The 19630-nt window shown below is 51.0% G+C and carries 22 protein-coding genes; 5 read left to right on the forward strand and 17 right to left on the reverse strand.

The annotated features are described in order from the left end of the window. Positions 1-20: 20 nt before the first annotated feature. Positions 21-2024: a ferrous iron transport protein B gene (feoB, locus tag ET33_RS30805; protein WP_036691254.1), complete on the reverse strand. Its 2004-nt coding sequence runs from the start codon at positions 2022-2024 to the stop codon at positions 21-23. Then, positions 2021-2248, reverse strand: a complete 228-nt coding sequence (locus ET33_RS30810; RefSeq protein WP_036691257.1) for a FeoA family protein — start codon at positions 2246-2248, stop codon at positions 2021-2023. Before ET33_RS30810 ends, feoB begins: the two co-directional genes overlap by 4 nt. Before the next feature lie 373 nt (positions 2249-2621). Between ET33_RS30810 and ET33_RS30815 the strand changes: the two genes are divergently transcribed. Further along, positions 2622-2933: a hypothetical protein gene (locus tag ET33_RS30815; RefSeq protein ID WP_036691259.1), complete on the forward strand. Its 312-nt coding sequence runs from the start codon at positions 2622-2624 to the stop codon at positions 2931-2933. A 52-nt stretch (positions 2934-2985) separates the two neighbouring features. Here the strand turns inward: ET33_RS30815 and ptsP are convergent, their stop codons facing one another. The 11 genes from ptsP to ET33_RS30870 all read right to left on the reverse strand — a co-directional run bounded on the left by ptsP (position 2986) and on the right by ET33_RS30870 (position 13958). After that, entirely contained in the window at positions 2986-4716 is a 1731-nt protein-coding gene (gene ptsP / locus ET33_RS30820) for a phosphoenolpyruvate--protein phosphotransferase (protein WP_036691262.1), read from the reverse strand. After that, a complete protein-coding gene (locus tag ET33_RS30825) occupies positions 4709-4984 on the reverse strand; it encodes an HPr family phosphocarrier protein (RefSeq protein ID WP_036691264.1) in 276 nt (91 codons plus the stop codon). The genes ptsP and ET33_RS30825 overlap by 8 nt, the downstream gene beginning before the upstream one ends. Before the next feature lie 56 nt (positions 4985-5040). Further along, positions 5041-6234: a phosphopentomutase gene (locus ET33_RS30830; protein ID WP_036691266.1), complete on the reverse strand. Its 1194-nt coding sequence runs from the start codon at positions 6232-6234 to the stop codon at positions 5041-5043. A 2-nt stretch (positions 6235-6236) separates the two neighbouring features. Then, the gene (locus ET33_RS30835; protein WP_036691268.1) at positions 6237-7400 is read right to left on the reverse strand and encodes a YhfX family PLP-dependent enzyme; all 1164 of its coding nucleotides are present in this window, start codon (positions 7398-7400) and stop codon (positions 6237-6239) included. A gap of 6 nt (positions 7401-7406) precedes the next feature. Then, complete coding sequence (locus tag ET33_RS30840; RefSeq protein WP_036691270.1) at positions 7407-8513, reverse strand: aminotransferase class V-fold PLP-dependent enzyme; 1107 nt, start codon at positions 8511-8513, stop codon at positions 7407-7409. Positions 8514-8517: 4 nt separating this feature from the next. Further along, complete coding sequence (locus tag ET33_RS30845; RefSeq protein ID WP_036691272.1) at positions 8518-9441, reverse strand: phosphotriesterase family protein; 924 nt, start codon at positions 9439-9441, stop codon at positions 8518-8520. A gap of 13 nt (positions 9442-9454) precedes the next feature. Next, a complete protein-coding gene (locus ET33_RS30850) occupies positions 9455-10735 on the reverse strand; it encodes a YhfT family protein (protein WP_235206866.1) in 1281 nt (426 codons plus the stop codon). Between the two features lie 50 nt (positions 10736-10785). Next, on the reverse strand, positions 10786-11145 hold the full coding sequence (locus ET33_RS30855) for a DUF2620 domain-containing protein (RefSeq protein ID WP_081890583.1): 360 nt from the start codon (positions 11143-11145) through the stop codon (positions 10786-10788). Between the two features lie 38 nt (positions 11146-11183). Continuing rightward, positions 11184-11528: a PRD domain-containing protein gene (locus ET33_RS30860; RefSeq protein WP_036691278.1), complete on the reverse strand. Its 345-nt coding sequence runs from the start codon at positions 11526-11528 to the stop codon at positions 11184-11186. Between the two features lie 17 nt (positions 11529-11545). Then, positions 11546-12487, reverse strand: a complete 942-nt coding sequence (yhfZ, locus tag ET33_RS30865; protein WP_268808341.1) for a GntR family transcriptional regulator YhfZ — start codon at positions 12485-12487, stop codon at positions 11546-11548. A gap of 115 nt (positions 12488-12602) precedes the next feature. After that, positions 12603-13958 carry an NRAMP family divalent metal transporter gene (locus ET33_RS30870; protein ID WP_036691280.1) on the reverse strand — a complete coding sequence of 452 codons (1356 nt, stop codon included), beginning with the start codon at positions 13956-13958 and terminating at the stop codon, positions 12603-12605. Positions 13959-14229: 271 nt separating this feature from the next. Here ET33_RS30870 and ET33_RS38050 point away from each other — a divergent pair, with 271 nt between their 5' ends. Next, positions 14230-14424, forward strand: coding sequence for a DUF3973 domain-containing protein (locus ET33_RS38050; protein WP_081890584.1), 195 nt, complete (start codon positions 14230-14232; stop codon positions 14422-14424). A gap of 145 nt (positions 14425-14569) precedes the next feature. Here the strand turns inward: ET33_RS38050 and ET33_RS30875 are convergent, their stop codons facing one another. Continuing rightward, complete coding sequence (locus tag ET33_RS30875) at positions 14570-15349, reverse strand: TrmB family transcriptional regulator (RefSeq protein WP_036691282.1); 780 nt, start codon at positions 15347-15349, stop codon at positions 14570-14572. Positions 15350-15592: 243 nt separating this feature from the next. On the opposite strand from ET33_RS30875, the gene ET33_RS30880 reads away from it, so the two are divergent. From ET33_RS30880 to ET33_RS30890, 3 genes are read left to right on the forward strand one after another with little or no spacing between them, the layout of a single operon-like run. Beyond that, positions 15593-16222, forward strand: coding sequence for a L,D-transpeptidase family protein (locus tag ET33_RS30880; RefSeq protein ID WP_235206869.1), 630 nt, complete (start codon positions 15593-15595; stop codon positions 16220-16222). Between the two features lie 40 nt (positions 16223-16262). Next, a complete protein-coding gene (locus ET33_RS30885) occupies positions 16263-16451 on the forward strand; it encodes a hypothetical protein (RefSeq protein ID WP_036691288.1) in 189 nt (62 codons plus the stop codon). Between the two features lie 20 nt (positions 16452-16471). After that, the gene (locus ET33_RS30890; RefSeq protein WP_036691291.1) at positions 16472-17494 is read left to right on the forward strand and encodes an FUSC family protein; all 1023 of its coding nucleotides are present in this window, start codon (positions 16472-16474) and stop codon (positions 17492-17494) included. Here ET33_RS30890 and ET33_RS30895 read toward each other — a convergent pair. The 3 genes from ET33_RS30895 to ET33_RS30905 are packed head-to-tail and all read right to left on the reverse strand — an operon-like array spanning position 17461 to position 19627. Next, positions 17461-18081: a nucleotidyltransferase family protein gene (locus tag ET33_RS30895; RefSeq protein ID WP_036691293.1), complete on the reverse strand. Its 621-nt coding sequence runs from the start codon at positions 18079-18081 to the stop codon at positions 17461-17463. The genes ET33_RS30890 and ET33_RS30895 overlap by 34 nt on opposite strands. After that, the gene (locus ET33_RS30900; protein ID WP_036691295.1) at positions 18068-19111 is read right to left on the reverse strand and encodes an XdhC family protein; all 1044 of its coding nucleotides are present in this window, start codon (positions 19109-19111) and stop codon (positions 18068-18070) included. Before ET33_RS30900 ends, ET33_RS30895 begins: the two co-directional genes overlap by 14 nt. A 42-nt stretch (positions 19112-19153) precedes the next feature. Then, positions 19154-19627 carry a (2Fe-2S)-binding protein gene (locus ET33_RS30905; protein WP_051775847.1) on the reverse strand — a complete coding sequence of 158 codons (474 nt, stop codon included), beginning with the start codon at positions 19625-19627 and terminating at the stop codon, positions 19154-19156. Positions 19628-19630: the final 3 nt, after the last annotated feature.

Here is a 19630-nt window from a genome sequence, read left to right on the forward strand (position 1 = left end):
TAACGAGCGTGTCTAGCGAATTAATGAAACCCAAGTACCTTCCCGACATTATAGACAGCTAGCGCGATTACGTAAGCTATTGCCAGCGCGTAACCTATGGAAAACCACGTCCATCGGGCCGACCCCGTTTCTTTTCGAATGACCCCGACTGTCGCAAGGCATGGAACATAAAGCAAGATAAAAACCATAAAGCTAAAAGCCTGAAGTGGCGTAAAAAACTGCGAGATCATTCCCGAAAGACCGGCATCGTCAGGAGCGGCATAAATGATGCCCATCGTCGAGACGACGACTTCCTTCGCCAGAAATCCAGTAAGCAGCGCGGCACCCGCTTGCCAATTGCCGAAACCGAGCGGAGCAAGAACCGGTGACAAGATGGAACCGATCGCCTGAAGGAAGCTTTCGTTCATCGGCACGTTCCATCCGCCAGGCCCGGTGTATCCGAGCAGCCATATGACGACCGAGCCGCCGAAAATGAACGTTCCCGCTTTTCGGACGAATCCTTTGCCCTTTTCCCATGTGCTGCGTGCCAGCGTTCGCCATTGCGGAATGCGATACGGCGGTAGTTCGATGACGAACAGGGATTGTTCGCTCTTCGCGATCGTCAAGGAAAACACCTTCGCCAACATGAGCGCCACGACGACCCCCAAAACGTATAACGATAAAACGATAAGCGCCTGATTACTTTTAAAAAACGTCCCGACAAACAAGCTGTAGACCGACAGCCGCGCGGAACACGACATAAGCGGGGTGAGCAATATGGTCAGCAAGCGCTCTTTGGGCTGCTCAATCGTCCTTGCGGCCATGATGCCGGGAACGTTACAGCCAAAGCCGATAATCATTGGGATGAACGCCTTTCCGTTCAGACCGACACCTTCCATCAGCCGGTCCATAACGGCCGCAATGCGGGCCATATAGCCGGAGTCCTCGATGAAGGATATGATGAGAAACAGCATGAAAATTTGGGGTACGAACACCAGCACCCCTCCCACACCGCCAATGATCCCGTCCAGAATGAGCGATTTAATGAACTCCGCGGCGCCGAACGTATCGAGCAAGGAGCCGATTCCGTTCTTAACCGGACCGTTGAGCAAAGCATCCAGTTGATCGGATAACGGAGTGCCGATCCAATCGAACGTCAACTTGAACGTCAAATACATGAATGCAAGGAAAATTGGAATGCCGAGAACCTTATTGGTAACGATTTCGTCGATCCGCTCTGACAGCATTCTTCTGTCCTTCTTCGTTTCCCGTACGGCACGTTGCAGCCACCCGTCAATCATAAGCGCGCGCTGTGACCGGATGTACTGGCGTATATCTCTCATGCCCGTACTTTGTCTAACTTCGCGTTCGATCGCATCATAGAACGACTGAAGCCAGGCGGGATCAATGAATTTTCGAAGCTGCTGCAGGACAAGTATGTTGCCTTCCAGAAACTGCACCGCGAGCCAGCGCTTCGGTTCAATCTGAACCGGCATCTTGGCCTCCAGGTCAGAGATGGCCTTCTCCAGAAGCGGCCCGTAATCGAATCGCCGCGATTCATTCTGCCGGATCTCTGCGGTCATTACCCGCTCCAGCTCTTCACAGCCTCGGCCCGATCGGGCGACTACGGGTACGACCTTCGCGCCTAGCTGCTTCTCCAGTTCGCGTACATCGATGCTAAGCCCGCGAGCTTCGGCCACGTCGATCATGTTTAGCGCGACGACGACCGGTACACCGTACTCGAGCAGCTGCACGGTCAAATGCAGGTTGCGCTCCAATTGCGATGCGTCTACGACGTTCAACAACATCGACGGCGACTCCTCCAGCAAGTAGCGCGACGCCACGCCCTCATCCTCGGAAAGTGGGCTAAGCGAGTAGATACCCGGCAAATCGATAACTTTTCCTCTCTTACTCGTTAGCGTACCCACCTTCTTTTCCACCGTCACGCCTGCCCAGTTGCCCACATATTCATAAGAACTTGTCATCGTGTTAAAGAGCGACGTTTTACCCGTATTCGGGTTCCCGGCAAGAGCAACCGTTATCATACCGCTTCCACCTGTATACAAACCGCTTCTTTGCGGCGAATGGCAATCCACTGCCCTTTCGCTTCGATCATGCACGGACCGCCAAACGGCAGTAGTTTGCGAAGCGAGATGACGGATCCTTCCATAATGCCAAAATCGTTCAACCTGTGCAGGACAAGTTCGTTCACGGATGCCAAATCAATTATTTTCACCTTGGTGTCTCGGGCAATATCCGTTAACTTCATCGTGATCATCCTAACCTGTAAGAATTGGATATTGTTGATAATGATTATCAGTATCTCCGAGGTATATTGTAGGCCTATACACGGCAAATGTCTATAACTTTTAGCAAAAAAGTATATATAATTTGTAACAAAATAAAACGTTTTTTGACTTCACGCTTAAACAACATGTTTCTGGAAGAATATGAACTCCGGTTTTTGGAAGAATCGTTATAGTACTGGCCGTCATCTGTAAAATTTAACGAAATCAACTATCATCTCCTTACTTAAAAATTCCCATACAACATCCATGTATTGACTTACCTATCTAAATGGTAGTATTATTCCTCTCGCCTGTACAGCAATCTCTACATTCTGAATCTAAGGAGGATTAAGCATGAATCGTGAAGTTGAACAAGTCTTGCAGACAACTTTACAAAACTGGAACTCTATGGCACTAGCGGAGCACGAGGATTCGGAAGCAGCGGCGAACGCATTTGAATCTTCCTTTTATCGATTCATCGACGCCGTCCGGGAATGGGCTTCCGGCTTAGAGCCGCAGCCTGAGACGATTGAGGCCTTTCTGGATCTTCCGATGGTACAAGAGATCATTGAACTGCTTCCAACGCCGCTCTATCTGAATTTCGAAACTGAAGCTGAACTTATTGTACAAAAAAAGTTTCGAATCGAAGATGAAAAGTACGATTAACAAAAAATCCGCGATATACGCGGATCTAATACACTATATTGCATCTCATAACTTATTGAGGGTGCTTTTGTGTCAAGTACACGCTTTGTACCAATGCGGCAACTTCTTCCTCCGTGCCTAGTTCCAGCGCTTGAGCGGCCAGACGCTGCATGGAAGCGGCTGACAACCGGGAAATTTGGCTGCGGGCCGGAAGAATCGAGGACGCGCTCATGCTGAATTCGTCGAGCCCCAGGCCAAGCAGCAGCGGAATCGCCTGCGGATCGCCGGCCATCTCGCCGCACATCCCGACCCAACGCCCCTCCCGGTGCGCAGCGTCGATGACCATTTTGATCAGCCGCAAAATCGCCGGATGATACGGCTGGTACAAATAGGCCACCTGTTCGTTCATCCGGTCAGCCGCCATCGTATACTGAATGAGATCATTCGTTCCGATGCTGAAGAAGTCCGTTTCTTTCGCAAACTGATCGGCCAGCAAGGCGGCCGCCGGTACCTCGATCATGATGCCGATTTGCAGCTCTTCGGCTACCGGGATGCCCTCCAGCTGCAATTTGGCCTTCTCTTCCAGCAAAACCGCTTTCGCTTTCCGATATTCGTCGAGCGTGGCGATCATCGGAAACATGATTCGCAGTTGGCCGTGCACGCTTGCACGCAGAAGGGCGCGCAATTGCGTACGGAACAAATGTTGCCGCTCCAGGCACAGGCGAACCGCGCGGAAACCGAGGAACGGATTCATCTCCTTCGGCAGCTCCAGATAAGGAAGTTCCTTATCACCGCCAATATCGAGCGTCCTCACAACGACAGGCTTCCCCTTCATGCTTTCCAGTACGGACCTGTAGGCGTCATACTGCGCCTCTTCGGACGGCATCCGGTCGCTATCCATAAACAGAAACTCCGTGCGGTACAGACCGATGCCTTCCCCGCCGTTCTCCAGAACGGCGCCAACGTCAGCGGGCGAGCCGATATTGGCCGCCAGTTCCACCTGCTTCCCGTCTGCCGATATGGTGGTCTTCGTACGGAATGCGCGCCATTCGGCCCGTTGTCTTTCATAGTCGGCCTGCTTGTGCCTATATGCTGCGATTGTCTCGTCTGTCGGATTGAGGATCACCTCGCCGTCCAGTCCGTTCACGATCACCCAATCGCCGTCGCTCGCCTCTTGCAAAACCTGTTTCGTTCCGACCACGGCCGGAATTTCCAGCGAGCGGGCCATAATCGCCGAATGCGAGGTGCGCCCGCCGATATTCGTTGCGAAACCTTTCACATATTGACGGTTTAACTGCGCCGTGTCCGACGGGGTCAAGTCCTCGGCAATGACGATCACATCTTCGCCGATTTCGGCCGGATTCGTGTTCGGTACCCCCAGCAGATGCTTCAAGATGCGCCGGGTAACGTCGCGCATGTCGGAGGCTCGTTCTTTCAAGTAATCGCTCTTCATGTTTTGGAACATTTCGATCAATTGGGCCGAAACTTCCTGAAGCGCATAGGCTGCGTTGAGCGCTTTTTCCTTGATCATCTCCTTGACCGGATCAATCAATTCGGGATCGCTCACAAGCAGCAGATGGGATTCGAAGATTTCCGCCTGCTGCTCGCCCAATTCTCCGAGCACTCGATCCCTGATCACCTGAAGCTCGGCTTCGGCCTTGCTGACAGCGTCGTCCAGCCGGGAGACTTCGGCCTCCTTGTCGGCAACGGCCGTGTTGCTGACGGAATAATCAGTCTCCTTCAGAATAAACGCGCGGGCAATGGCGATGCCTGGCGACGCCGCGATCCCGACAATTTTATTCATACAGCTCCCCTAGCCTTTCCTTGATGATGACATCTTTCAACGCTTGCAGCGCCTCCCCCTCTTCCGGTCCTTCCGCACTCAGCGTGATGGTGTCGCCGCTTTCCAGATCGAGCGAAAGCAGTGCAAGGACAGAGTGCATTTTCACCTTTTTCCCGTGTGCTTCAGCGAAGCAAGCCGTATTTTCGAATGTTTTCGCCATTTTCACCAGTGCTGTAGCCGGCCGTGCATGAACGCCGTTTTCATCCATAATACGAAACGTCAATTGCATAGTTTTCCCCTCCGAATTGCACTTTGCATCATTTCTTGCGGGTTCGGCCCCGCCTCTCAAGGTTTCCGAATGTCGCGCCAAAAGCTGGTCCCGTATTCAGGCGCGGGAATGCCGATGCATTCCGCCATCGTCGCCGCAATATCAGCCATCGTGCTCCTCGTACCGATCGATACCGGCCGAATCGGCTTGCCCGCAATGAGCACCGGCGTCTGTTCTCTTGTATGGTTCGAATGTCCGATCGTCGGATCGTTGCCGTGATCGGCGGTGATCATCAGGATATCTTCGTCGCCGAGCTCCGGAATGAAGGCGGCAAGAAAACGATCCGTTTCTTCCAGTACGCCTTTATACCACGCACAGTCTTCTTTATGCCCCGCCAAATCCGTCTCCTGAACATTGACCAGAAATATGGCGTTTTCCTCGCACTCTCGATATAAACGCCGGTAGACGGCCAGCACATCCTTCGTTTCCACAACCGGATCGCTGAACCCGCCGGCCAGAATAACATCCGCCGTTTTACCGATCCGATATACCGGATAGCCGGCCTGCTCCGCCATATAAGCGAATTGCTTCTCAAATTCGACGCCATACCCGAGGTGCGTCACCTTGTAGCCTTCGCCGTATACATTCGCTTTCGGGCTGTCGACACCCCATTGCCCCGGATGCTTCTCTTTGATAACGGATAAAATAATATCGAGGTTCGTCTTCTCATTGCCGAATACAATGACCCGGCTCGTATCCACCTGCTCGCGGACGATTTTGCCGATCTCGACGACCTTCTCGTACGGCATCCGATTCAAGTCGCCCACGACATTGATAATATTGCCTAGCTGCGATTCCAGATTATCCCCGACGACAACCGCCTCTTCCACCAGCAAAACCGTGGCCCCGGGAACGGGACGCTCCACCTTGTAGCCGGCTGCTTCAAGCGCTCGCTTGATGACCGGACCGACTTCGCGCATCAATCTTTTGGCGGGAACGCCGGGCTTGCTGCCCATCAATTCCTGATGCCCCATAAACGTATCGGCTCCGTAATGGGCCAGGTTGCAGCGGCCGTAAGCGGCCGACGGTTCACCGGTCTCATCCGCAAGCATGCCCAATCCGAGCCGATATAAAACCGGGATGTCGAGCTGTACGCTTTCCCGAAGATGCTTGTACGTATTGGCTCCCGCATCTTCCGGCTTGACGGCCGCACAATCGTCCATCGCGCCGATGCCGAATCCGTCCAACACCAATAAAGTCAATTTTCCCATCGCTACATCCCTCTTCGCTGGAAATGGACCAGTTCCGGCTTGCCGGCGCCAATCCCTTTAACATAGGCAACATGGGACCGCGTCACAAAGATTTGCGCACGGAACGCATACACGACCGTATCGCCGACTTTCATCGGCTCTTCCCGCTCCAGGCTGCCGTAATAGTCGATATTTTCTGCCGGGACCTGGCTGACGTTCGCCTGCTGTTTTACGATATCCGCAGGAGTCGAACCGTAGAGCGCCTTCTCCATATTGGAACGTGCATAGAAGCCGCCTGCGATCGTATAGGCGAACCGATCATCCATATGCGAAATTTCCGACACGTACACCATGGCGGGAATTTCCGTCAAATGTTCATGATAAGCATGAAGCGGCGTCGTGCCGGTCATCGCATGGCCCGGTTCGCTATGCGTCACGCCGTATTTCGCAAGCAGCGGGATCGTATGGCAGCAGGTCGCGCTGGGCGCGTTCACATGCTTGACCTCGATGCCGCGGTCCTCCAATCGTTCAACCGCGCTTGCCAAAGTCTCCATATTGGAGGTGAAGGCAAAATCCGTCCGTTCCGGATTGATTTGCAGCACCGGAAAGCTGGTTACACCGGCAACGCGAATTCCCTTCAATTTCAGCAGTTCCGGCAGCTGGCCGTCCAACTCTTCCAGCAAAAATCCGCCGAACTGCCCCGGAAAAATCGTGTCGCCGCCCTTGATGACACGCAAGACGACATCTTGCACATGCCCAAGCTCCAGTGACGCATCCGACAGTTGTTTCGCCCTTTCGTACGAAAATAACGTGACGACTTCAGGCTGCAGCTTGCCGATCACATGTTTCCACTGCGTTTTGCCGGGTTGGACGATATGGCCGATATTGCCGATCCGGCAGCCGCTTTCCCATAAATTGTTCGCTTCGTCGATATCGACGGCAACGGCGCGCTCAATCCCGTTGTACTCGATAAGCTTCCCGACAAAACCGCTTCGTCCGAGCTGCTTGGTCATATAATACAAATTCATCCGGTAGCGATCCGCCGTTTGACGAAGCGCCCTTATATTCAATTCCAACGCATCCGTATCGATGACGTAGGTGTTTGGCGGAATCGTGCCGTCCTGATGAAGGAGCGCCGCCGCACTGATCAACCCCTCGTTCCGTTTTAAGGTCATATCTACAAACATTTCCTGTCATCCCCTTGCTTCGTCTAAGGCTCCTTGCAAGATGCGGATTACCGTGCCGGCAGAAGCTTTCATCGGGTTGATCCGAAGCCCGTAGTCCCGGAGCTTGGGCTGACTTTCCAGGAAGCTTCCGGACACCCGGTAGATCATCGGAATCAGTTCGAAGCGCGACTCTGCCCCGACCGGATAGGTCGCCGCCCCATATTTGGATGCGAGTTCAATGACTTTCTGCGCGATCGGCTGTTCGAGCTCAACAATGACATTTTTGGATTGCGAGTTCGTGATATAAGCTTCGCGCACACCGGGGATTTCCCCGTTCATCAGGCGCTCGCATAATTGTTCCACTTGCTCGTTCTGAATAGCCAGCATCACAGGTGCGAAAACCATGCTGCGCAGCAGCTCATGCGCCTCGTACCCTTGCACCTGGCCGCCGCCGGAATAGTTGCGCTCATGCAGCTTCTCGATGCCTTCCCGCCTGCCGATAATGATGCCGATGCCTTGCGGCCCCATCAGCTTGAAGCCCGAGAAGGTGGAATAATCCGCGCCGTATTCCGAACCGATGCCTTTCATTTTCATCGCGCAATAATTGTCGTCGACGACAATGGGCAGATCCGGCCGTTTCACCTTGACGAGTGCAATCACATCCTGCAAGCAATACGTATCCGTCGGCTGCTGCCGGGCATGCTGAACGTAAAAGACTTTGGAAACCCGGTCTTGCTCCAGCAGCTGTACAAGCTGCTCCCGGTCGTTATAATCGGCTTGCGACGGCTTGAGCCCCATCAGCCGGAACGTTTCTTTCGTTGTGGTATACATCGGCGCCGTATGGACCAAGACCGAATCGCCCGGCTCGACGAGGACGCTCAGAATCGTGCGAATCGCTCCCGTTCCGCTTCCCCGCACGAGCGCGCACGCTTCTGCGCCGAAGCACCGGGCCAGCACCTTCTCCACGCGGGCCGTGGTGAGCGGCCGCTGATACGCCGGATGCAGCCCGACGTCGCCGGTTTGATAAAACTCGTTATTCGTAAATTCTTTTGTAATTTCATCGATCAGTTGGAATTGAAGCCGCTTCGCTTCTTCTAACGTGCGATTTTGCAAAATGGATTGTTCATAACGCATGGGATCACGCCTCCTTGTTGCGAATGCTGAATGCCCGCTGCGGATTGAGTGCCAGCAGCTTCTCGACGACCGTGTCCGAAATGCCCCTATCCCGCAAAGCCGGAATAAACGTCCGCAAAACGACATCGTATCCCTGTCCGCCAAATGCGCGCAAATGCGACTTTCTCGTCAAATCGGTCGACAAGAGAATCCGGTCTTCATAGCCATGCTCAAGATAATTCATCAGCGAATCGAGACGCGATTCATCGCTGCGGTAATTGATCTTTCCGATCGTGTCCATGGCGACGAAAGCGCCGGTTTGCAAGACTTCCAGCACAACCTCGTCCTGCGGATTCAAGTCCTGATGACCGATGATGACCTGATCCAACGGCAAGCTTTCCCGGACAAACAATTCGACTTGCTCCAGCGCGCAAGTCCCGAGCGTCGTGTGCGTCGACAGTGGCAGGCCGGTGTGCCGTGCCGCCGTGATGGCGCCGTGAAACAGCTCTACTTCAATCGGTTTGAACTCGTTCAGGCTGCTGCCGATTTCGCCAATGACGCCGGGTTTTATCCCGGTGCCGCCAATCCCGTTCTCAATCTCGCCGATCATCCATCCGGCGAACTGATCTCTGGACCAGCGCTGCTTGTCCTCGGGGATGAAAGGGTCCTTATAACAGCCTGTACTGGCAATAATATGGAGGTCCAGCCTCCGGCTGAGTTCCGCCAGCTTGCCAACGTCTCTTCCCATGCCGTCGTTCGTCACTTCGACAATGGCTCTTCCGCCGTACGCGACAAAACTTTTCAGATCTTCGGCGACTAAATCCGTATCTTGCAAGCAAGTGTCCGAATTTTGCTTGATGCGGCTCAAATCGACATGCAGATGTTCGTGGCAAGCACAGATTCCCAGTTGTTCCGGTTGGATCTTGCCCAATACGGTTTGAATGTACATGTAAGCTGACTCCTTACTTTATCGGTGTGAACAGCCCCAGAAGCACGAGAATATTGCCGATAATGCCGACTGCAATCGCGCCGACCGGACCTACGGCCATCCGCACGATGGGACGCCCCGCCGCTTCATTGAGCAAATAGAAACCGGCGATGCCGAAGAAACCGAATCCCGGTACGATGGCATTGGCCGCGTTGGCGCCCCCGATGAGAAGCGCGATTTCCAGCACGCGGGTCATCGCAGTCCGGATATTTTCGCCCGAAGCGCGAATGCCGGGGTAACGGTCCAGAAACTTGGCCAGCTTCGACAACGTCTGAATTTCGAGGAAAATGACAAGTGCGCCGAAGATCGCTGCCAGCCAAGGATTGGGCGAGAAAATGCCTACGCCGAACACAAACGTGAAGCCGACCGGCCCGAACACGCCCGTGGCAATGGCCGTACTCGCAATCAGCGGTACGAAACCAATCGCTTTCGCCAGAGCGGCGATTCCGCCTTCGGTAATTTTTCCGCTCGACAGCAAGTTAAGCGAAATCGGGTCTCCCGCGATGAGCAGCAAATTGGTCGCTGCGGCCACCAGCCCACCGCTGATCATGATGACCCAGAAATACTTTTTAATGCGCGCCACCCGGTCTGTAAACATGGACGCCAGAGCCGAAAGATTTTGATCTTCGGACTTTTCTTTCATTGCAAAACCGATCAAGAACGCCATGCCGACAATGAGCGCAATCCCTTCGGGGCTCAATACGACCGCCGTGCCGTTAATTTTGATTAGCTTCGCCGTGTTGCTGTAGACGACAAGCTGCCGGGCCAGCGCCGCCACGGCAAAAGCCAGAATGCCCTTCTTGACGGTGAACTGGAGCGCAATCGCAATCGCAGGAAAGGCCATGAACGACACGACGACCGGCTCGCCTATTTTGTTGAATCCATCGATAAAGTTAAGCGGTAACATTTGAAACGCTTTCACAACCGCTTGCAAGCCAAAATAAATACCTGCCCCATACAGACCGCCGAGGATGCCCGCCATCACCGTTGTCAGTTTGCCGCGACGAAAAGCGAGTCCGATAATGTCCGTGCCGAGCAGGATACTGTGAATGAGCAAAATGCTTCCTGAAATGGAGATCGGAATGCCGAACCCGATCACGAGCCCGAAGCTCATTGCAAACGCTGTCATTCCGAGCTCTCTGCGGCTCATGCGCCCTTCCATATTTTCCGGAATGATAGGACGCAGGCCGTCGTTAAAGACCGCGATGCCCAGATTGGCCATCACCGCCGTAATCATACCGATGCTGACTAACAAAAACGCCTCCAACATGCAGACCAGCCCTTTCTTGGTTGCTGTGTTCGATTTTATTTATGCAATAAAGCATTCATAATCAATTGAACAGCCTGCTCTTTATGATCGCCGGTAAATCCGAATGCTTTGGCGCCTTTGGCGACGGCCGCATTTACTTTTTCCGGGGTCGGCGGATGACCAGGCATGGATACGGTTTCACATTGTGCTTTGCCTGCTACGGCGATCGCCATCGCCAGCGCGCCTCCGCCGCCCGTATGGCACGCGCCCAGATAGTAGTCGGCTTGTCCCGTCTTGAGCGCCACCGCCGCTTCCAGGTCGGATTTGACGAACGTTTCCACCGCGTCGCCCCCGTATTGCTTGACCAATGCTTCAATTTCTTTCTTCTCTACTTGACCGCCGATGACAATTTTCACGCTCATTCCTTCTTTCTATTCGATTTCTTACGCCTGGTTCAATCCGTTAATGCATGAACAAAATGCATTTCAAGATATTGCCGTTCCTCGTCGGGCAATTCGGCGTTGCAGATGGATGCAATCCACGCCACATGTTGTCGGGCTTGCCCGTAATGCTCGGACTGCAAGACTTCTTCCATCAGTTCTCCGGGGGGAGCGTTCAACACCTCCTTTCGTTCGATACGCGTAAGAGCCATTGCCAAGTGAGTGATCAATTTCGTGTATTTTTTCTCTTCACCCGGCACGATAAACTGCTGGATGGCTGCTTCGCAAACATGTTTGGCATGCGCGGTAATGGTGTCGGTCCCGAATAAAAGCTCCAGCCGTTCGGCTAACATGGACATGCTCTCACTCTCCTGCGTCAATATTTCGGTATTCGTCTGCCGGCTTCAACTTCATGCTGCAGAGCCGTTATCCGCTCGTCGGAAATGATACGGAACAAATACTCGATTTTTTTATTGTCCTGATGAATGACACAAACTGCCTGGCTCATCTGCTGCGCGATCGCAAGCGATTCTTTCGCCGTCAGAGGCGCGACATGAAGCGATGCATCGTCGATTTCATCGACATTCCAGATCATCGCATCGATCGTTTTGGCCTTCAAATGCTTGAGCAAGTGCATGTAGTTAACGTTTACATATTCCACCCGCTTGTCCTTGACTTCCGCCAGCGTCAGCGCCTTCTGGTCGATCGAATCACTGTCGATGCCGACTTTCATCCCGTCTTGAATACCATTCGCCGCCTCGGAAAATACGAGTGCGTGTTCGGAAACATACGAATGCAGCCCGAATTCCTTGGCGATCTTCAATTCCTTATGTTTTGAGATCGCTTCCATCGCGGCAAAACGAGATACGAGCGCAAAATCGTACCGGCCGGACATAATATTGTCCAAACGAACCGTCGCCCCCTGCATAAAGGCGCTATGATACGACAGGTTCAAGGTGCCGAACTCCTCATGCAGCGCCGTCGCCAATCCTTCGTATTTCTTGGAATATGGCAAGGGCATGACCCCTACGATGCTGTTGGAACCGCAATAAGCGAGCAGCATGCTCAAGTCTTTGCTTCTTAAGAAGGTGCCGAGATGACCGCGGGATTCCAGAGCGATGCATTGGCGCTCGTCCATCTTTTTCAGCACATTTTGCACCGTACCTCGTCCAACATTGTACTTCTTGGACAAATCTTCGATCTTTGGGATTCGTTCGCCCGGTTCGACAAACAGAAGTTCTTCGGCGATCCGTTGGATCAGCATGCCGCTTTTCGAATTCAGTTCTTCTAAAATAGAACGACACCCCTCTCCATTCAATGTACAAAATTCTGTATTTTGTAGATATCTATACTGTACTTGAACGTATCCGTTGTGTCAAGCGCACGATTTGGCTGTATGTATTAAAAAACCGCTTGTTAGCGGTTTTGTTCCTTTATTGGAAGAACGTATTCCAGAAAGAGGCTAAAGTTAATCCAACAAGCAGAGTAACCATCGACCAACCGCATAGTTTACCGAACCTCTTGGTTCTGTACTCTCCCATCAGCTTCTTATCGCTCGTCATCAAGAGCATAAAAATCAGCAGAGGCAGCATCAGAATACCACCGATGACTTGTGCGATCACAGAGAAGTAATTTAACGGCAAGTTCGGTATCAAAATGGCGATCGCTGCAAGAACCAGACTGCCAATATAGACTGCATAAAATTTCGGCGCCTGCGATATCTTGTCATTGAGACTTTTCGACCAGCCAAACAATTCCGCAATACTCCAGGAAGACGATAGCGAAACGGTTATGGAAGCTAAGAAGCCGGCATTGAACAATCCAAGACCAAAGAGGATTGCCGGCCAACGCCCTGCAACGTCATTAAACGCGCTGATCATATCAGCTGGACCTGAGTCGCTCATATTTTGTACATGGCCATGAAGTGCCGCCCCAGCGATAATGATGCCTGCTGCGATAATGACTTGAATAATGATGCCTAACGCGGTATCAATTCGGCCCAACCGCAGTTCTTTTGCCGTAACTCCCTTATCCACCGTACCGCTTCCTTGAAAAAAAATCATCCACGGGGCGACAGCATTTCCGACCGTTGCGATCACGAACCACATGACACCGTCCTGCAATTCTGTCGGAACATTCCAAGCTGCAAAGGCATGCCCGATTGCCGACATACTCGGATGTGTCATGCCCGCAACCACTAAAAAGATTACATTGAGTACACCCAAAAATAGAGCAAGCCGCTCCTTTGTCCAATATCCGGTAAAAAGGACGAAGCCAACGACGAGCAGTAAACATAGGACAGAGCTAAGCCATAGAGGAAGGCCTAAGAGGACGAGGCCCGCCGTCATCCCGATGAATTCCGTAATCAGTATCAGCAGATTCTCGAAAGCAAGCGTCGAGATGTGATAATATCCCCAAAACTTCCCATACCGTCGCAAGGCCAATCTTGCAAATCCTTCTTGAGTTACCGCACTAAGACGCATGCTCATCTCCTGAATCGTAAACGTCAGAGGTGCAAGACACAACACCAAGGGAACAAATAGCCCGATGCCGAATGTCGCCCCGGTTACAGCGTATGATATCGCCCCGCCTGCATCATTATTAGCAATAGCGGCGATTAAACCTGGTCCCATTAGAGCCCATATGAGCCAAATGATGCGTCTCCAACCCTTCTTACGATGGGTCACCATTTCACGAAACTTGGATTGACCCCCGTCATCCGCACCTGCGCCGCGGCCTCGACTGCCGGCTACTTCCGGAGATGCCAATGCTGATTGTACTTTACTCATTACGTTTCACATCCCATTGAGAAGTATTGAAGTTCTGGAATAATCTATTCCGGGACGTTGAAAAATGTGCATGACCATGATGAAAAAAAGATTCACATTTAGCTCAAGCGTTGCCATTTTCTCAATACGATCTCAATGGACTTGCACACATCTCAACACTTTACGATATGCTGTTTTCAAAGGTGAGGTGGTGAATATTATTTTATGGATTGTTTCCTATACTCTCGGATTACAAATTTTGAATTACTTTCATAAGAAGAGGTGAGTTTGCATGTACTATTGCACCGTTTGTTCAAAACTACACGATGAAAGGTATCGCCATGGAATTATTTTTGAGAAAGGATTTTATATAGAACCAGGAACTGGAGGAAGGTTTCATCTAGGTATGTGTGGTGGAAAAGACGATAAAGGGGTTCATATACAACGAACATTGGAGAATGATTGTTCCATCATGGTAAGCCAATGAGCATGGACTATGTTTAAATAAAAGGACTTTCCATCAAACCTCTTTACACAGAGTCAAGTTAACTTTGTATAAAGGGGTTATTTTTGTGTGCGTAAAAAATAGGATAGCGCCTTTCAAGTTGCAAAAAAAAGGAAATACTCCTCTTTCACAAGTATTTCCGATAGGAATCGATAATGCGTTCGTAATGGTCCCCGTACTTTTCCGCCAGCTGCTTGCTGAAATCCCGCTCAATCTGTTCCATAACGACGTCGTGATAGAACGTATTTTGCAGCAATTCAACAAGCGAAGGATGATCGGTTTCCAAGACTGTAGGTCTGAGCCCCTGCCCAAAACTGCCGAGCAAGGTCGAGCGGGAATCGCAAAGCATAGAAAATTTTCTGGCAATGGGATTGTTCCTATCATCGCTTCTTTTGTGTACCAGAACATTCTTCAGCCGCGTATGGCATTCGCCGATCGTGATCAGTATGACGGCAAGGCCGCGTTTCTCCGCTTCCATCAGCGGTTCTTCCACCCAGTGAATATCTTCGGACCAAATATCGACGATTATGCTTTTGTCTGCATTCGATACCAACCGCCGAATCGCGGTTTCAATCGCTTTGTCCCCTTGCCAGCTATAGAAGGACGGCGAAGTCCGTGGGGGCGAGTGCAACTGCTCCAGAAGCAATCTCGTCGTTTGTTCAAATTCCGTATGCAACAATCGAACAACCTGCTCAATAGGTACGGCATCATACAGAACAGGCTCGGTTTCGATCACCCGGCACATGCCCTTGTCGGTCAATGAACGAAGTGCAGCGTATACATTTGTGCGGGAAACCGAAACTTTTTTAGCTACCTCATATCCGGATATTTTCGGCTCCTCATGAAGCACGATGTAACATCTTGCCTCCAAATCTGACAGACCGATCTTGCGAAGCTCGTCAATCAATGGGTTACCTCCCTTCTGAATTTGTGAGTGTTTCAAAATACTACTACCATTTGCTGTAAAAGTCAACGAGCTTTTTAAATTGTTATCCGTCGAATTTAACTTGATGAATGAACTTCTACCCTATGGATAACCTAAAAAATACATGTTAAATATTCACTCCCGGAGAAAAAAATGCGATATCTTCATTCCCTTCTGCTGCGCACCATCACAATAGCATTGCTGACTTTGACCGTGGCCCATGAAATGGCTCATGCTGCTCCATACGATGATCCACCCTTGCCGATTGTGGCTGACCATGGAATGTATACGATAGAGGTTTATCCTCAACGTCATCAACTCGTTGTGTGGGCGTATGGACAGCGATTCAAAACATACCCCATTGCCGTCGGCAATCTATCCACTCCTACCCCGGTTGGAGAATACCAAGTTATTTATAAGGGAAAAGATTGGGGGCCTTCCTTTGGTCCGCGTTGGCTTGGTCTAAACGTCCCTTGGGGATATTACGGGATTCACGGGACAAACAAACCTCACTCCATTGGGCAGCATTTGAGCCATGGCTGCATCCGCATGCGCAATAACGACGTCATCGAGTTATACGATATGATTCCGCTCGGTACCGTAGTAAAAATTCACGGGCATGTCTTGGGAGATCTGAATCATGAACCGAGGGATTTGGCGGAGGGCGACGTCGGAGGTGACGTGCAGCTCATTCAGTCCCGTTTGAAAAGTGCCGGTTACTTCAATGGAATATGCAACGGCAAGTTCCGCTCGAATACAACCGCAGCCGTAAAACAATTTCAACGCGATCACCGCTTGGCGCCTAACGGTGTCGTCTCGCTAAAGACGTATGAAAAGTTGGGATTTTTGGAATAAAAAGACTGCACCGGGCGCATGATGCATATGGAGATGATTTATGGATACGATTTGGCAATACTCCATCCGAACATTGTTAGGTTTTATTGTATTGCTGCTAATAACGTTTTTTACCTATATTACGGGCATTGCTCTCGGAAACATTGCTGGCGAAATGGTTGTAAATAAAGAAATTAAAGTCGTTGCCGGTATCATTGCGATGACCATATGGGCACTACTGAACGGATAAGATGAATGGAGCTTGCCAAAATGACGAATAAAATGATTGATTTTATCAAATACAAAGGGTTTGTATGGAAAATCCCCTTAGCTTCGGCACTGTCTTGGGTACTCGCGGAATGGGCCGGATCCAAGCATCCTTACCTGGCTCCCCTGACGGTCATTTTGTCTATCCAACTAACCGTCGACAAATCGATACAATTTGCATGGCAGCGTGTTTTGGGGACGATTGCCGGCGTCCTTTTCACTGCATGGATAGCGCCTTATGTCGGCTTAAGCGGCTGGAGTTTAGGACTCTTCCTTCTTGTAGGGACGATGATCGCCGCGTGGTTGAAATGGGATCATGCTGTCATGGTGCAAGTCACTCTAAGCATTTTATTGGTCTTGTACTTTCAAAGCAAGATGCCGAGCTACCCCCTTGATCGGATACGCGATACCATTATCGGCGCTATCGTTGCCATCCTGATCCATGTGATGGTATTCCCTCCCGATTCCGTGAACAAAGCCCGAAAAAAGATGAGCCATTTCGCGGATCATCTATCTAACCATTTTATAACGACTGCACATTGGGTCGAAGAAGGCTGCCCCTCAAGCAACGCTCAAATTTTGCAAACAAAATTGCAAGCATTATTCCAGGAGCTTCATCAAGCGACAACCGAGCTGGATAAAGCGGAGCAAAGTTTAAGTTACAATCCGTTTGGCACCAAAAAACGCGCAGCCTTGAATCAGCTGACGCGGCAGATGAAGCATCTTCGATCGGGCTATGCCAATCTTGCCGACATGATACGAGTTTGTACGAAATGGTCCGAAAGCGGCAATTTTGAGCAAAAGAATCAACGTCTATGGGCCGATCATTTAAACACGTTAGCGAAGCTTGTAAAGCAATGGAATCAAGGTTTGAATGCTCCCGAACCATTTCGCCCGGTTTCCAAGGAATCCGCCCTGCCAATAAAAACTCCTGTCCAAATGGAGAACTACCTATACCCGCTTGCGTTATATACGAACGCTGAACAAGTTGTTCAAGACTTCCAAGATTCGGATAGAACCCTGTAATCTTCGGCATGATCCACATCTATGAACAGGTCCGGGCTTGCGAAATCAATGTAAATTCCCGACCTTTCTTTTCGAATAAGCTGTCTCGCTCCCTGGTCGCCCTGCAACAGCAGGAGATCCGGAAACACTCGCTGGGCAAAAATAACCGGCGGTCTGGCCAAGCCGCCATATCTTGAGGCCACGAAACCAATGCCGGTGTTCGCTTGAAAACGAAGAAGCAGCTCATGAATCATCTCTTTTGTAACGAGAGGTTGATCCGCCAGTAAAACCATCACGGCTGCCGCTTCCATCACGAGTGCAGCCTGTACGCCGCACCGCAGGGAATGCCCTTGCCCCAAGTGCGCCTCAGAGCAATGAATAACGGACCATTTCCGACGGATCGGCTCCCGATAAGATGCGTTATCTATCCAATCAGCAGAAGTATCATTGGATACGACCAAAACATAATCTAACTCAGAGCTTAAGGCCGCGGCCAACGCATAATTTCCCAAACGCATAGATCCTAAGGGAAGTCGAAGTTTATCCGTTCCCATTCGGATGCTTTGCCCTGCCGCCAAATAAATGCCAATAATCTTATTCCGCTTCATGGATAACAACTTCCGGCTTTCTGTTTTTTCGGTGTATGAGTTCGGCAAGGATGCTCACAGCGATTTCCTCCGGGCCCTCTGCTCCAATCGCAAGTCCAACGGGAAAGTGAACTTTCATCGGAAACGTTACCCCCTTTAACAAGCATTCCGTTCTTTTTTTCGATCCCAAAATCCCGAGATAACAAAGCTGCCGCTCAGATAGCAATCGAGCCAACTGCTGATCCCTCTGAAAATGATGAGTCATGACAACTACATAGTCGTATGACGTAAATGGAATCCTTTGCATCGTTTCCTCCGGAAATCCCAATACGATGGATTCAGCATCCGGAAAATAACGCCGGTCGCAATAGACGGGTCTCCAATCGGAGACGACAACGGAAAAGCCGGCAACTGCAGCAAATGCAGCAAGCGGCCTGGCGTCCGGTCCCGCTCCAAATATAATCAGGCGTGGCTTGGGGTAATAGGTATGAACGAAAACGTCGGATTGCACAGATGAGCTAAATCTCATTCCGCTCCTCCGCAAATCGCCGGACGACGTCCAATCGAAAAGCGCCTGCGGAAATTGTCCCTTCCATTCACCGAACAAGTACCGATCCTCGGTCAAGAAACCATAACCGGCGACAGAACCGTCCGAGGCGAAGCTTTTAACGAGCATGACCTCGATGTGATGATCCAAATAATGCTTCAAAGTACATAAATGATCCGCAAATCTATCATTGACCGGTTCCATCATTACATGAACAACACCGCCACAGCCCGGTCCTTCCCCCCAGGACAGCGGGTCCGATGATTGCATGTCGAATACGAAGGTGCGAGAAACGCCTGTTTCCAAAATATCCGGTACGCAGGCCGAAAGCCCCGCCTCCAGACAGCCGGCGCTTAAAACTCCAATCTGCGAGCCGTCTTCCAAAAACAGCATGGAGGTCCCTTCCTTACGGTAAGCACTTCCTTCCACTCGGGTTATCGTCGCAAGCACGCTTCTTAAGTCGGTACGTTCAATCGTTTCCAAAATACGATGTATTTCTTCCAAATGCACCCCTCCTTAAGCTGGCGGAAGGCATGGGGTTCCCCATCATGACTTCAGATTAAAAACGTCCTTCACGGCATTGCGAATTTCCTCATAGGACGTACACCTGCAAATGTTGGATTCCAGCCATATCCTGATTGTTTCTTCATCTGCATGCGGGAGCATATTCCGCAAGCCTTCACAGTTCACAATGAAGCCGGGAGTACAATAACCGCATTGAAATGCCTGATTTCGAACAAAGGCATGTAGTACCGGTGAGTTCATCAAACCCTCGATCGTAGTTATTTGCTTTCCGTCAGCTTCCACACTGAGCATCAGACACGACTTTATAGGCAAGCCGTCGACCAATATCGTACACGTGCCGCAGTCACCGTTATCGCAACCGGATTTGCTCCCCGTCAGTCCGAGATTGTCTCGCAGTGTATATAAAAGGATATCCGCAGCCCTTACTCGGATCGCTCGTTTCTCTCCATTCACTTCGATTCCCACCGGATACATAGCGGTATCGCGCGACGTCATGCT

Source organism: Paenibacillus tyrphae (assembly GCF_000722545.1).
Classification (GTDB): Bacteria; Bacillota; Bacilli; order Paenibacillales; family NBRC-103111; genus Paenibacillus_G; species Paenibacillus_G tyrfis.